The sequence below is a fragment of the Tabrizicola sp. genome (genome assembly GCF_030373185.1).
Taxonomy (GTDB): Bacteria; Pseudomonadota; Alphaproteobacteria; order Rhodobacterales; family Rhodobacteraceae; genus Tabrizicola.
In genome coordinates, this window is sequence record NZ_JAUCZH010000007.1 from 191,226 (window position 1) to 206,038 (window position 14,813).

General features: G+C 61.8%; 11 protein-coding genes and 1 pseudogene. 3 read left to right on the forward strand and 9 right to left on the reverse strand.

Features of this window, described 5'->3' with window-relative positions; genetic code table 11:
• Positions 1-4: 4 nt before the first annotated feature.
• From QUV21_RS14325 to QUV21_RS14345, 5 genes are all read right to left on the reverse strand, one after another.
• Complete coding sequence (locus tag QUV21_RS14325; protein WP_300855859.1) at positions 5-1,960, reverse strand: sodium:solute symporter family protein; 1,956 nt, start codon at positions 1,958-1,960, stop codon at positions 5-7.
• Positions 1,961-1,975: 15 nt separating this feature from the next.
• Complete coding sequence (locus QUV21_RS14330; protein WP_300855860.1) at positions 1,976-2,233, reverse strand: DUF4212 domain-containing protein; 258 nt, start codon at positions 2,231-2,233, stop codon at positions 1,976-1,978.
• Positions 2,234-2,294: 61 nt separating this feature from the next.
• Positions 2,295-2,966, reverse strand: a complete 672-nt coding sequence (locus QUV21_RS14335; protein WP_300855861.1) for an adenylate kinase — start codon at positions 2,964-2,966, stop codon at positions 2,295-2,297.
• Positions 2,967-2,971: 5 nt separating this feature from the next.
• A complete protein-coding gene (acs, locus tag QUV21_RS14340; protein ID WP_300855863.1) occupies positions 2,972-4,933 on the reverse strand; it encodes an acetate--CoA ligase in 1,962 nt (653 codons plus the stop codon).
• Positions 4,934-5,230: 297 nt separating this feature from the next.
• Positions 5,231-6,973: a SulP family inorganic anion transporter gene (locus tag QUV21_RS14345; RefSeq protein WP_300855864.1), complete on the reverse strand. Its 1,743-nt coding sequence runs from the start codon at positions 6,971-6,973 to the stop codon at positions 5,231-5,233.
• A gap of 105 nt (positions 6,974-7,078) precedes the next feature.
• Between QUV21_RS14345 and QUV21_RS14350 the strand changes: the two genes are divergently transcribed.
• The gene (locus tag QUV21_RS14350) at positions 7,079-7,564 is read left to right on the forward strand and encodes a pyridoxamine 5-phosphate oxidase (protein ID WP_300855865.1); all 486 of its coding nucleotides are present in this window, start codon (positions 7,079-7,081) and stop codon (positions 7,562-7,564) included.
• 53 nt (positions 7,565-7,617) lie between these two features.
• Here QUV21_RS14350 and QUV21_RS14355 read toward each other — a convergent pair whose 3' ends face one another.
• From QUV21_RS14355 to QUV21_RS14365, 3 genes are all read right to left on the reverse strand, one after another.
• The gene (locus QUV21_RS14355; RefSeq protein ID WP_300855866.1) at positions 7,618-9,906 is read right to left on the reverse strand and encodes a glycosyl hydrolase family 28-related protein; all 2,289 of its coding nucleotides are present in this window, start codon (positions 9,904-9,906) and stop codon (positions 7,618-7,620) included.
• Positions 9,907-10,273: 367 nt separating this feature from the next.
• Positions 10,274-10,675: a DUF4864 domain-containing protein gene (locus tag QUV21_RS14360; RefSeq protein WP_300855867.1), complete on the reverse strand. Its 402-nt coding sequence runs from the start codon at positions 10,673-10,675 to the stop codon at positions 10,274-10,276.
• A 67-nt stretch (positions 10,676-10,742) separates the two neighbouring features.
• Complete coding sequence (locus QUV21_RS14365; protein ID WP_300856075.1) at positions 10,743-12,323, reverse strand: lysine--tRNA ligase; 1,581 nt, start codon at positions 12,321-12,323, stop codon at positions 10,743-10,745.
• A gap of 108 nt (positions 12,324-12,431) precedes the next feature.
• Here QUV21_RS14365 and QUV21_RS14370 point away from each other — a divergent pair, with 108 nt between their 5' ends.
• The gene (locus tag QUV21_RS14370) at positions 12,432-12,851 is read left to right on the forward strand and encodes a tellurite resistance TerB family protein (protein WP_300855868.1); all 420 of its coding nucleotides are present in this window, start codon (positions 12,432-12,434) and stop codon (positions 12,849-12,851) included.
• 552 nt (positions 12,852-13,403) lie between these two features.
• Here QUV21_RS14370 and QUV21_RS14375 read toward each other — a convergent pair.
• Positions 13,404-14,173: pseudogene (locus QUV21_RS14375) on the reverse strand (IS5 family transposase).
• Between the two features lie 187 nt (positions 14,174-14,360).
• Here QUV21_RS14375 and QUV21_RS14380 point away from each other — a divergent pair.
• The gene (locus QUV21_RS14380) at positions 14,361-14,768 is read left to right on the forward strand and encodes a hypothetical protein (protein ID WP_300855869.1); all 408 of its coding nucleotides are present in this window, start codon (positions 14,361-14,363) and stop codon (positions 14,766-14,768) included.
• The last annotated feature ends 45 nt before the right edge of the window (positions 14,769-14,813 follow it).

Consider the following 14,813-nt stretch of genomic DNA (forward strand, 5'->3'; position numbering starts at 1 on the left):
AGCTTTAGTGGGCCTGAGCCTTGCCGGCACCTTTCGGCACGCGGATCGACTCGATCAACTCGACGACATGGGCCGGCGGTGCCTTGGTGACCATCGACACGCCATAGGCGACAGCGAAGTTCACCACGGCTCCGACGGTCCCGATCGACAGCGGCGAGATGCCGAAGAAGTGGTTCGCCGGGGTGTTGGCATAGACTGCGGTACCCGGAACGAAGAACCAGCCGAGGTAGAGGAAGATGTAGACGGCGGTGAAGATCAGACCGGCCAGCATCCCGGCAATCGCCCCGGCGGAGTTTACCCGCTTGGAGAAAATGCCCATCATCAGGACCGGGAAGATCGTCGCAGCAGCCAGACCGAAGGCCAGTGCCACCACCTGCGCGGCAAAGCCGGGCGGGTTGAGACCAAGCCAGGTTGCCACCACGATGGCAAAGCCCATCGAGATACGCGCTGCCAGAAGTTCGCCCTTTTCCGAGATGTTCGGATTGATGGCGCCCTTGATCAGGTCGTGGCTGACGGCCGAGGAAATGGCCAGCAGAAGACCCGCAGCGGTGGACAGAGCCGCTGCAAGACCGCCAGCGGCGACCAGTGCAATGACCCAACCGGGCAGAGCAGCGATCTCAGGGTTCGCAAGAACCATGATGTCGTTGTCGACCTTGGTCACTTCGTTCGCCGAGAAACCAAGTTCGGCAAACGTCTTGTCGCCAAGCGTGGCGGTCCCCAGAACCGTGGTCAAAGCCGTTTCGGCTTCGGTCACGGCAGCTTCAAGCGGTGCCTTGTCCGCATCGGCAGCAGCATCGGCCAGCGCCTTCTTCGCAGCGGCCACGGCCTTGTTGGCATCAGCCAGCGCCTTCGGCTCGTTGAAGTACTGGATCATGCCGTCGCCGTTCTTGTCCTCGAACGCCAGAAGGCCGGTAGCCTTCCAGGTATTGATCCAGGCCAGTTCAGGCTTGCTCTCGATATCAGCGACCGAAAGCGCGGGCATCGAGAAGGCAGAGCCTTCCTTTGCACCCGGCCAGAAGGTCGTGGACAGGTTCAGACGGGCCATCGCACCAACGGCCGGAGCGACCGTGTAGAGAAGCGCGATGAACACCAGCGCCCAGCCAGCCGACGAACGCGCGTCAGCCACTTTCGGCACGGTGAAGAAGCGGATGATGACGTGCGGCAGACCCGCGGTACCGATCATCAGCGACATCGTGAACAGGAACATGTTGAACATGTTCGTGGTGTCGGCGGTGTAGGCGGTGAAGCCCAGCTCCGTAACAACCGAGTCCAGCTTCGCCAGCATGGACACTTCGCCCCCGGTCGGTGCGTAGGAACCGATCAGGCCAAGCTGCGGCAGGAAGCTGCCGGTCAGCGACAGCGAGATGAAGATCGCCGGGATCGTATAGGCGATGATCAGCACGACGTACTGCGCTACCTGGGTGTAGGTGATACCCTTCATGCCGCCAAGCACGGCATAAGCGAACACGACCGTCGCCCCGATATAGAGGCCGGTGTCGGTCGTGACTTCAAGGAAACGCGAGAAGGTCACACCCACGCCGCGCATCTGGCCGATAACATAGGTGACCGAGATCACGATCAGGCACAGCACACCCACCAGACGGGCCGTCTTGGAGTAGAAACGGTCGCCGATGAATTCCGGCACGGTGAATTTGCCGAACTTGCGCAGGTAGGGCGCAAGCAGCATGGCCAGAAGCACATAGCCGCCGGTCCAGCCCATCAGGAAGGCCGACTGCTGGTAACCACCTGCAGGCGCCAGCGCGATGATGCCCGCCATCGAAATGAACGAGGCCGCCGACATCCAGTCCGCGCCCGTCGCCATGCCGTTCATGACCGGGTTCACACCCTGTCCGGCTGCATAGAATTCCGCGGTCGTGCCAGCACGGGCCCAGATCGCGATCCCGATGTAGATGGCAAAGGTAAAGCCAACCACAATCAGGTTAAGGGTAAACTGATCCATTTTTCCTGTTCCCCTTTACTCTTCCACGCCGTGTTCGGCGTCGACCTTGCCCATCATCTTCGCGTAGACGAAGATCAGGACGATGAAGACATAGATCGACCCGTTCTGCGCGAACCAGAAACCAAGATCGGCACCGCCGACCATGATCCCCGACAATGCAGGCCGAAGCAGAATACCAAGCCCGAATGAGCATGCGAACCAGATCGCCAGAGAAATCAGGATGATCCGGACGTTTGCCGCCCAATAGGCATTGGCAGATGATTTGTCCGCCATGAGTGCAACTCCCTTGTTTTCGTTTTCCATCCCCCCGCAAGCGGGGAAACAGCCCCTCCCGTCAGGCCGAGACGCGCCCCACGATGTCCGCCAGCATGGCGCGGATGCCGTCGATGGAACCCATCGCCGGAACCCGTTCCAGAACTGACTGACTTTCATAATGCGCGATCAGCGGTGCCGTCTGGGCGTGATAGGCCGCAAGCCTTTCGCGCACCGTCTCGGCGTTGTCGTCGGCCCGGCGCTTGAACGCCGTGCCGCCGCATTTGTCACAAACACCCGCCGTGGCGGGTTGCTTGAATTCGTCATGGTAGCCTTCACCGCAGGTGCCGCAGGTATAGCGGCCCGATACGCGGGCCACCATCGCTTCGTCGTCAACCTCAAGGCTGACGGCGGCGGTGACGCGCTGGCCTGCCTCGGCCAGAAGCCTGTCCAGCGCGGCGGCCTGCCCGGCGGTGCGGGGAAAGCCGTCAAGGATGATGCCCTTTTGCACATCGGGCTGGGCCATGCGGTCCTTCAGGATGGCAAGCACGATGTCATCACTGACCAGCTGCCCCGCCTCCATCACAGCCCTGGCCTGCTTGCCAGCCTCGGTTCCCGCAGCGACGGCGGCGCGCAGAAGGTCACCGGTCGAAAGCTGGACCAGACCGAAGTCTTCCTCCAGCATCCGGGCCTGCGTGCCTTTGCCGGCCCCGGGGGGGCCAAGCAGGATCAGAACGGGGGGCGAACCAGCCATCCGCGTCAGACCTTGTTCATCCGGTTGGCGATCAGGTCGTCAACCACGGAAGGATCGGCCAGCGTCGAGGTGTCACCCAGCGCGCCAAAGTCGTTCTCGGCAATCTTGCGCAGGATGCGGCGCATGATCTTGCCGGACCGGGTTTTCGGCAGACCGGGCGCCCATTGGATAAGATCCGGCTTGGCAATCGGGCCGATCTCGGTGCGGACCCAAGCCTCAAGCTGCTTGCGCAGGGCATCGGTCGGCTCATGGCCCTTCATCAGGGTGACATAGGCATAGATGCCCTGCCCCTTGATGTCATGCGGGTATCCCACGACGGCGGCTTCCGCGACCGCCTCATGCGCGACCAGCGCACTTTCAACCTCGGCAGTTCCCATCCGGTGACCACTGACGTTGATCACGTCATCCACGCGGCCGGTGATCCAGTAATAGCCGTCCGCATCGCGGCGGCAGCCGTCACCGGTGAAGTAATAGCCTTTGTACTGGCTGAAATACGCCTCTTCGAACCGGGCATGGTCGCCCCAAAGCGTACGCATCTGGCCGGGCCAGCTGTCACTGATGCACAGCACGCCGTCGGTTTCCGTCGCGGTCTGAACCGTGCCGCTGGCAGGGTCCAGCACTTCCAGCTTGACACCGAAGAAGGGCTTGGTGGCCGACCCCGGCTTTTGCGGGATCGCCCCCGGCAACGGCGTCACGATATGCCCACCGGTTTCGGTCTGCCAGAAGGTGTCGACGATCGGGCATTTGCCTTTGCCGACATGGGTATTGTACCAGCTCCACGCCTCGGGGTTGATCGGCTCACCGACCGAACCCAACAGCTTCAGCGACGACAGATCGTGCTTTTCGACCCACTCCGGCCCAAGGCCCATCAGGCTGCGAATGGCCGTTGGCGCGGTGTAGAACTGGTTGACCTTGTGCTTGGCGCAAACCTCCCAGAAGCGGCCCGCGTCAGGGTAGGTCGGCACGCCTTCGAACATCACCGTGGTCGCGCCATTGGCCAAGGGGCCATAGACGATATAGCTGTGGCCGGTCACCCAGCCCACATCCGCCGTACACCAGAACACATCGCCATCATGGTAATCAAAGGTCAGCTGATGCGTCATCGCGGCATAGACCAGATAGCCGCCGGTGGTGTGGACCACGCCCTTCGGCTTGCCCGTCGACCCCGAGGTGTAAAGGATGAACATCGGGTCTTCGGCGCCAACCTCGACATAGGGGCAATAGGGCTTGGCCGCCGCCATTTCCGCCGTCAGGTCAAAGTCGCGGCCTTCGGTCCACGAGGTCTGGTCGCCAGTGCGCTTGACGACCAGCACCTTCACCCGATCATCGACATGCAGCATCGCCTTGTCGGTGTTGTCCTTGAGGCCGGTCTTCTTGCCACCACGCGGCGCCCAGTCCGCGGTGATGACGATCTTCGCCTCGGAATCGTTGACCCGGTTGGCCAGCGCATCCGGGGAAAAGCCCCCAAAGACTATCGAATGGATCGCCCCGATCCGGGTGCAGGCCAGCATCGCATAGGCCGCCTCGGGGATCATCGGCATGTAGAGGACAACGCGGTCGCCCTTCACCACGCCATGCGCCTTCAGCACGTTGGCCAGACGGCAGGTCTGCTCCAGCAGCTGTGCATAGGTGATGTGCTGCGCCGGTTCCTTCGGATCATCGGGTTCCCAGATGATCGCGGTCTGGTTGGCGCGGGTCAGCATGTGACGGTCGATGCAGTTGGCGCTGACGTTCAAAAGCCCGTCCTCGAACCACTTGATCGAGATGTTGCCCGGCGCGAACGAGGTATTCTTGACCCGCGTGTAAGGCTTGATCCAGTCCAGCCGCAATCCCTCCTCGGCCCAGAAGGCCTCAGGGTCACTGACCGAGGCCGCATAGCGCGCCTCATAGGTGGCCGCATCGACATGGGCCTTGGCCACAAAGTCGGCAGGTGCCGGATAAACGGATTTCAGGGCGTGATCAGTCATTGCGGCTCTCCTCCCCGCAAGGCCCGGCCAAGGGCCATGCGGCGCTACGCGTCCCAAGGCGGAACGGCTCTCTCCCTTCTGGAAGGTAACACTTCGTAAATAAAAACGTAAGCCCCTAATTAGTATGCATAATTCTGTAAATTATTTGACTTATTTCTGGTCAATCATGAAAATTCAGAAAATCGGAGCTGCGAATGCTGTTGGATATCAACCGGCTGGCCTTCACGCGGTCGTGAAGATCAGCTTCTGCAATCGTGAAGACGGCCTGCTGCGGCGCATTCGGGCAAGAAACCGCACTCAGGTCGATTCGTCTTCTGATCGGGGTGTGTCGAGCAGCCGGTCCACCGCAGCGATATCGGGCAGATACCGCACTTCGGGCGCACGCACGCCTTGCGCCTCCAACTGCCGGCGCAAAGGGGCGCTCAGGCCCACAAGGTAAAGCTGCCCGCCCCGTCGCTGCGCCCGCCCCGCCAGCATGTGAAAGCTGCGCGCGCCGGAACTGTCGATCAGCGGCACCTCCGTCATATCCAGAACGAAAGCCCGTGGTGCCTCGGCGATGCGTTCAAGAACGCCCCCCATCTGGGCAGCGGCCCCAAAGAAATAAGGGCCACGCAAGGTATAGACCACGCGATCCTCACGCGGGGCTTCCTCATCGGGGGCTTCTTCGGGCCCGTCCTTGGGGAGCCCGTCTTTGGGGGGCCCGTCTTTGGGGGTCGCATCTTCGGGCCGCGTCTTCCTGACTGCCTTTGGCTGCATCTCGACGGATTCCGACATCCGCCGGATGAAGACCAGACCCGCCAGCGCAAAGCCCACGATGATACCTTCGGTGAGGTCGCGAAACACGACCAGAAGGAAGGTCACGCTGACCACCATCGCATCCCCGCGCGAGGATTTGACCAAGGACACGAACTCATGCCGCTCGGCCATTCCCCAGGCGACAACGCCCAGCACGCCCGCCAGCGCGGCCAGCGGGATATAGGCTGCAAGCGGGGCCGCAACCATCATGAAGGCCAGAAGGAACAGCGCATGCAGCATCCCCGACACCGGCCCCCGGCTGCCGGCGCGCACATTGGTTGCCGTTCGCGCAATCGTTCCTGTGACGCAAAAACCGCCAAAGACGGCCGAGCCCATGTTCGCCACCCCCTGCGCCACCAGCTCGGCGTTTGACCGGTGGCGCGTGCCGCTCATCCCGTCGGCCACCACGGCTGAAAGAAGCGATTCAATCGCCCCAAGCAAAGCAAAGGACAGCGCCCAAGGCAGCGCCGCCTGCAACTGCGCAAGGCCGAAGCCGGGCAAAGCCGGGGCGGGAAGCAGGTTTGGCAAGGCCCCGAACCGGCTGCCGATCGTATCCACCGACAGCCCGGCCAGGGCCGCGACCACCGAAGCGACGCTGATGGCGATCAGCATCCCCGGCCAATGCGGCCGCGTCTTGCGCAAACCAAGGATCAGCCCCGCCATCAACGCCGCCACCGCCACCGCCGCCGGACTGAAGGTGCCGCGCGCCGCCCACAAGGCGTGCAGTTTCTCGAAAATCTCGGCCGGTTCGGCCCCGGGCAGGGTCAGACCGAACATCTCGCGGATCTGGCTGGCAAAGATGATCACCGCGATCCCTGCGGTAAATCCCACTGTCACGGGATAGGGAATGTAACGAATGTAGGTGCCAAAGCGCAGCGCACCCGCCGCGACCAGAAAGACGCCTGACAGGAAGGTGGCAAGGATCAGCCCCTCAAGCCCGACGGCCATCACGCAGGCCGAGACCAGCACGATGAACGCCCCCGCCGGCCCCCCCACCTGATAGCGCGACCCGCCAAGGGCCGACACAAGGAACCCTCCGACAATCGCCGTGTAAAGCCCGCGCTCCGGCCCGACCCCGCTGGCGATTGCAATGGCCATGGACAGCGGCAAGGCCACGATTGCCACGGTAAGCCCCGCAAGGGCATCCGCCCGCAGATCATGCAGGCCATAGCCCTCACGCCAGACGGTCAGGATCTTCGGCAGGAATTCGGTCAGGCCATTGTGGCCCCGCGAGGTGTCGGTCATGATACCGTCCAGCAAGGGGTGTCTGGCCAGTAATCGCTGGCATGTCAGTCTGAATGACGCCAGATGACCTTCTGACCAAGCCCGTGTCAATCGCGATCAAGACCCATGTCCCGCCGCCCCGATCCTGTCCAGCCCGCCGATGACGCCGCCCGCACGCTGACGCGTGATCTTCTGTCGCTTGGCCATGCCGCCCTTGCCTGGACCGACCCCGACACCGGAACCCCCGGCATCAGCCGCATCAGCTTTGCCCGTGACCCCGAGGCGGGGCTTCTGACGCTGATCTCCGGCCTTGCCCCACATTTCCGCGCCCTGTCCAGCCACCCCGATTGCGCGCTGATGCTGGGCGAGGTGGGCGAAAAGGGTGATCCTCTGACCCACCCCCGCCTGATGATCCGCGCAAAGGCCGCTTTTGTGGCGCCAGACGACCCAAGCCGTGCTGGTCTGCGTGTCCGCTGGCTGGAACGGAACCCAAAGGCGCTGGTCTATATCGATCTGCCGGACTTTGCCTTTGTTCGGCTGATCCCGAAGTCAGCCCTCCTGAACGGGGGCTTTGCACGGGCCTTCCGTCTTTTGCCCGAAGACCTGATGTAACAAGGGGCGGCCCACACCGGACCGCCCCCCTTTGACTGCATGCTCGCTCCAGATCAGGTCGGCAGATCCATCCGCATGGTGACGACGGCCTTGCCCTTCAGCGCCTCGCCCCATTTCAACTGCGCCTCGTTTGATTGCGCCCCGGTCCCCACCAGCGCATGCGGGAAAGCATAGCGGGTGGCGTTCGATGCCGTGGTGACCGGCCCTTCCGGTGCCACGCTTTCCAGCAGCCGGATCCGCCCGCCAAACGGAATGAACCCACCCGCACTGATATTCCAGGTATCGGCGGCCGTGTTCTGGGTATGGGTCACGATCACCGGGTTCATGATCGCCTGGCTGACCTGATTGAAGCTGTTACCGTCCACCCGCACGTTCCGTGACCGACTGAAATCCAGCGTGGAGATCGACGTATCCACCATCTCCACCCGGTCAATCGTCGCATTGAACACCCGGAAACTGTTCCCGGTCATCGAAAACCCGTTCAGGAAATGGTCTGGCCCGTAGGGCTTGACCACCACCCACCGAAACGCCGACGTCGTACTGGAGGCAATGAACACATTGCCCACGATGTTGAGCCCGCCAAATGAGAACTCGTTGTTGAACTCGGGCGAGGAGTCATGCTCGTTCCCCCATTCGATGAAGCAATTGTCGACGTAATTTCCGGTCACCACGGTCGAGACGTTGGTCTGCGTGAAGATCAGCCCCGCGCGCCGCACCCCGGCGGGCTGGTCATCGCCCTGAAAGAAGTGGTTGGCGTGGATCAGGTGGCCCGTCCCGTTCACCACCGCGAAATGGGCAAAACGCACAACCCGGTTGTTGCGCAGCTTGACGTCATTGGCTTGCACGTTCATCGCAATCGACGTGCGGTCTCCGGCGGGCAGCGACTGCTCGTTCGACAGGAACTGGCACATGTCGACAAACATCCCCTGACACCCCGTCCCCGCCGAAGAAATGCCCCGGTCCAGCGGAAAGTTGAAAGTGCAGGACAGGAAGCGCTTGGTCGCCCCCGCCATTGCCAGAATCACGCCGGAACATTGGCCCAGACAGTTGAACTCGACATCCTCGATCTCGAACCGGGACAACAGGCTGAACCCGCTGAAATCCAGCATGTATTTGAACCGGCGAAAGGTATAGGGCCGGGTGCCGACCGCGCCCCAGAGCGGCTGGCTCAGTTCCACCGTGCCTGCCCCGACGTTTTTCGACCGGACATAGACCTCGCGGCCCACCCCGGTGCCGATAACCAGTGCGCCGACGGGAATATTGGCCACATTCGCCACCCCTGTCAGCGTGGTTGGCGCAGAAATCGCGTAGGTGGCCACCGAAGCAACCTCATCCGTCGCCCAACCCGGCCCCGCCACCGCATTCAGCGACCCGTTGCGGATCACCCGGCGGGTCGAGAAACTTGTCAGCCCGGCAACTGCCGCAACGTCAATCGGCTCGCTCAGGTCCACCCGGCGGCCCGACAGATCAAGCGTCACATGGTCGGTATAGTAGAACAGAGCCTGAAGCGCGCGGCGGAAACCCTCGATCTCGGTGCCAAAAGCCTGGCCATAGGTATCCAGATCGAAATTCCGCGTCAGCGTCAGCTTGCGGTTGGAAGGCATCGACACCGTGCCTTCAAACCGGATGCGGCTGTTGATCGTCACGTCACTCGTCAGCCGGAACACGCCCGACGGCACCAGGATTGCCCGGCCCTGCGCATCGGTATCGGCGGCGAGGAACGCGGCGCTGTCATTGGTCGTGCCATTGCCCAGCGCGCCATAATCGCGCACATCCACCCAATCCATCAGCTTGCGGATGAAGATGTTGGTGACGTCCTCGACCACGATATCGTCGATCCGCACCACCCCGCCATTCGCGCCGGTCAGGTCAAGCCCGACATGGGCATAGACCGGCTCGGTTCCCCATGGCAGGTCCACGCCCTGTCGCGACCCGCGGGCAATGATGGCGCTGACCGTGACCACCTCGCCAAATGTGGTCAGGGCGACCGATGCCCCGCTTTGCGGCACCCCAGCCACATTCACCCCGGCCAGATCGCCTGCCCATGCCGCAATCCGCACCGAAGGCAGGTTACCCGACACCGCCTTCACCCGTGCCGTCACCCGCAGGTAAAGCCCGGCCTCGATCGGCGTCTGCGCATAGGACCGCAGCATTTGCGTGGCTTCGGTCTTCTGCAACTCCAGACAACCCGCGAAATCCTGATCATTCGTGACCAGCGCCGCATTCGCCTGCCCCTCATAAGACCCCGATCCCGGCGTCCCGTCCTCACGCGACCAAAGGTTCAAACCGGCCGAAAACGGCGGCGGCATCAGGACCAGCCCGTCAGTGATTGCCTTGTTCATCTCAGAAATACCCTCGCCTCGCTGCGTGCCATAGCCACGGGCGAAGCGGGAAGGAATGCACCCCAAAGCCCGCGCCGCCTTGGGGCAACTGGGTAGCAAGCAAGGCTTAACCAGACCTCCGCAGACCGTGCGGACCAACACCACATCACGCAACAGAGCCGACCTGAAAACCGGCATGCGCCTGCTCTTTTCGCAAACACTCCCAGGGGGTGTGGGGGCGGGACGCCCCCGCCGCCTTCGCCGGTTGGCCGCAGGCCAGAGGCGAAGCACGATCAAGCGCGCAAGGCGCTCCGCCGGGTAACCTGCGGGATCAATCGCAGGAACGGTTCAGAACCTGCGCGGCCAAACAGACTCGGCCAAACGGGTCTCAGACCCCGATATCGGGCGCCGGAAGAAGTTGGACTGCGTTGATCTGCCACCCCTCCGGCGTCTCGATCATCATGTAATCCAAAAGATGCCCGCGCCCGGCCTGATCAATGATCTTCACGCGCTGCCACAGGTTCCCGGCCACCTCCCGAAGTTCGCCCATCTGCACTTCGGCAGGCCGGTGAACCATCGGATACCCGTTCTTCACCATGGCGCCGAAATTTTCGGCCGTGCCGAAGATGCCCTTGATGTTGGGGCTGGCAAAGGTGAAAGCCCGTGCAAAATCATCGGCTTGAAAGGCATCCAACTGGCTCTGGATCGTCTTTCGGATCGGCTCCTCCTGCGCGGTGGCAGGCAAGGCAAGAAAAGCGGCGGTAAGCAGTCCATATAGACCAATGCGCATTGGCGTGGCTCCCGGTCGTGACGTCCCCGTCCGGAAGGATAGACCGGGGTTGCCCCCGGTCAATGGATCACGCCACCAACTCGCCCCGCAACGCGCGTTCAATCAGCGCGACGGTCTCGTCGATGCCGTAAAGTGCGATAAACCCGCCAAAGCGCGGCCCGTCACTTGCACCCAGCAACACCTCGTAAAGCGCCTTGAACCAGTCGCGCAGCGGCTCGAACCCATGCGCCTTGCCAACGGCAAAGACCATGGACTGCAAGGCCTCGTCGTCCAGCCCCCCGTCCCAGACCCGCAGCCGGGCCACCAGATCCTCCATCGCGGCCCGTTCAACATCGGTCGGCAGCCGGAACACCCGCGTCGGTGCGATCCTGTCGGCAAAATAGCGGACCGCATAGCCGGCGGCGGCGTCCAGGTCCGGATTGGTCTCGGGCGAAGCATCCGGCGCATAGCGCTTGATGAACCCCCAAAGCCCCTTGGCGTCCTTGGCCCCCGACACCGAGGCCAGGTTCAGCAGCATCCCGAAGCTGACCACCATTTTCGACTCGGGCGGCTTGCCGTTGTGGATGTGCCAGACCGGGTTGTTGACCTGCTGCTCGATCGGCTGCTCGGGGAACGCCCGCAACTGCTGGTGATACTCATCCACCGCCCGCGGGATCACATCGAAATGCATCCGTTTTGCCGTCTTGGGCTTTTGATACATGAAGTAGGACAGGCTTTCGGTCGCCGCATAGGTCAGCCATTCGTCGATGGTCAGCCCGTTGCCCTTCGACTTTGAAATCTTCTGCCCCTGATCATCCAAAAACAGCTCATAAGTCATGTGGTGCGGCGCCCGCCCGCCCAGAACCTTGCAGATTCCGTCATAGATCGGCGTGTTGGTCGAATGGTCCTTGCCATACATCTCGAAATCGACATCCAGCGCCGCCCAACGCGCGCCGAAATCCGGCTTCCACTGCAACTTCACATTGCCGCCCGTGACCGGCAGCGTCCATTCACGCCCGGTCTCGTCGTCAAAGGTGATCGTGCCGTCCTTGGCGTTCACCTCTTTCATCGGCACATAAAGAACCCGGCCAGTCTCGGGATGGATCGGCAGGAAGCAGCTGTAGGTCTGCTGCCGCTCCTCGCGCAGACTCGCCAGCATGATCGCCATGATCGCGTCATAGCGTTCAGCACAGAGCCGCAAGGTCGCATCGAACTGGCCGCTCTTGTAGAACTCCGTCGCGCTGATGAACTCATACTCAAACCCGAACGTATCCAGAAACCGCCGCAACATCGCGTTGTTGTGGTGGCCAAAGCTTTCATATTCTCCGTAGGGGTCCGGCACAGAGGTCAACGGCTTCTGCATATGCTGGCGCAGCATCTCTTGCTGCGGCACGTTCTCCGGCACCTTGCGCATCCCGTCCACATCGTCGGAAAAGCAGATCAACCGCGTCGGGATATCCGAAATGATCTCGAACGCCCGCCGGATCATCGTGGTCCGCGCCACTTCGCCAAACGTCCCGATATGCGGCAGCCCCGACGGCCCATAGCCCGTCTCGAACAGCACATGGCCCTTTGCCGGATCCTTGCCGCCATAGCGTTTCAGGACCGCGCGTGCCTCTTCAAAGGGCCAGGCCTTCGAATTCATCGCCGCATCGCGCAGGGACACCATGGTCAACTCTCCCGATCCGCCCGTGACACCATGCCCCAAGCCTGCCGTCCTCTATTGCCCCCCCCGCCCGGCGTCAATAATCTCTGCCCGATCAGATAGGAGCCCTTGATGTCCGACACTTCCCCCATGTCCCCGCAAGACGCCCTCGTCGCGGTGATGGTCGCCTGCTCTGCCGCCGACCAGGACGTCCGCACCGCCGAGCTGGTGGCGATCACCCGCATGGTCAACCACATGCCGATCTTCGCCGCCTACGACGCCGACCGCGTCAGCCGCGTCAGCCGCATTGTCTTTGACCTCTTTGAGGAGGAAGACGGCCTCGACGCCCTCTTCGGCCTCATCCGCGAGGCCCTGCCCGAGCGCCTGTTCGAGACCGCCTATGCGCTGGCCTGCGACGTCGTCACAGCCGACGGTCGCCATTCACAGGTAGAACTCCGGATGCTGGAAGAAGTCCGCGAGGAGCTGAAGGTCGACCGCCTCCACGCCGCCGCCATCGAATGGGGCGCAAGGGTCCGGCATATGGGGGTGTGAGGCGGCACCCGCCCCGGACCTGATCCGGGGCCTCCCTGCCCGCATCCGCCACCGATCACGAAATGGCCAGGGCCATATTGGCCATCACAGCCCGCATCACCGCTGCCAACTCAGGCAACGCGGAGCTACTTACTGCCTGCGATTCGGCCTTATCTCCCGCCCCACCGCGTTTGGCCTTCGAAAGAGCGGCCAACCAGGACAAAAATGCCAGGACAAATCCGGGTATACTGGCGGAACAACCGGCGCACGCTGAACCCTCTCACTTTGCGTCATGTGTAAGGCGAAAACGTGGTCTGCCCCATCCCAATCCACGACGCCCCGCTTCTGGAAACAGCGCAGGATGACGAAATTGCCGGTGGAAGACTACAATCTGGTGAGACACTATCGATCAGTGAATTACAGCTTTATTGCGCCACAAATGCGCCGCGCCTGATACTCTTCAGCCAGATATTTCAGCACTCAGCTATGGTAAGCATGCGCCAAGAATTCCTCTCCAGCCATAAAACGCATGACCCGTCGCAAGCTCTACTAGGGTCAGGACTCGTTCTTGTTTCATAGCCAGAACATGACGGTTGCGGCGAGCGCGACGGCGGAGAGGAAGACCTTCGGGCACCGGTCGTAGCGGGTGGCAACCCGCCGCCAATCCTTGAGCCGCCCGAACATGATCTCGATCCGGTTGCGGCGTTTGTAGCGGCGCTTGTCGTGCTTGATGGGCTTGCCGCGTGACTTCCGGCCAGGGATGCAGGGCTTTATCCCCTTGTCTTTCAACGCTTCTCTGAACCAGTCGGCGTCATAGCCGCGGTCGGCCAGCAGCCAATCCGCCTTTGGCAGACTGTCCAGAAGGGCCGCCGCACCCGTGTAGTCGCTGATCTGGCCTGCCGTCATGAAGAAGCGGATCGGGCGACCCTCGGCATCGGTGACGGCATGCAGCTTTGTGTTCATGCCGCCCTTGGTCCGGCCGATCAGGCGGCCCTTTTGATCGTCAGCACCCCCTTTTTCGACCGCAGGCTGGTCGCCGTGCGGTGTGCCTTCAGATAGGTGGCATCGATCATCACTGTCTTCGGAACGGCCGCCTCTGCCGCCAGACCTTCCATCATCCGGGCGAAGACGCCCTTGTCGCCCCATCGCTTCCAACGGTTGTAGAGGGTCTTCGGCGGGCCATACTCCCGGGGTGCATCGCACCAGCGCAAGCCATTGCGATTGATAAAGATAATGCCACTCAGCACGCGACGGTCATCGACGCGTGGCTTGCCATGGCTCTTGGGAAAGAAGGGTTCCAGACGCGCCATCTGTGCGTCCGTCAGCCAGAAAAGGTTGCTCATTGATCGGTCTCCTTGCGGAGCCTGAATCATGCCGCAAGCGCAAGTTCAATGGGTCCTGACCCTACAGTTATGAATGCGATATTTCAGTGTCGTACCCGTACACTGGCTGATCTTGCCGACCAAAGCGCTGTCTGGGCGGGATTGGTCGGTCCCGCTACCTGATTAAGACCCAACCGGAGGTATTTGAATGAAGTTCGTTATCGCAATATTGGCTCTTGCTTTTGCTCCGTCGATTGTAGCCGCACAGAATTCATCAGGAAACACAGGTGACGTTGCATCGCATTGCGTTGATATTCAGATTGAACAATCTCAATATGATGACACTGAATATTTCAACATCATGAATACATGCAATGGCGATATTTTTGTGATCTATTGCGGTGATGTCGTGGGATCGAACAATGTCTGTGGGGGTGGAAACAATTCCGTTTACTACACCCATTCAAAAGTATTGCGGTCGGGAACTTCGTCAGAGGCTGCCATTCGTGGTAATGGAATGTTTGTCTGGGGCGCCTGCACGGGCCGGATCAGCTTCGGCAATGATGGCCACTTTGAAGACTACCCTGACGGCAGCTACAGGTGCCTTCCGCGCTGATCTTCCCGAACTCTGGTTGGGGCGGACTGGTCGCTACCGTCGTGG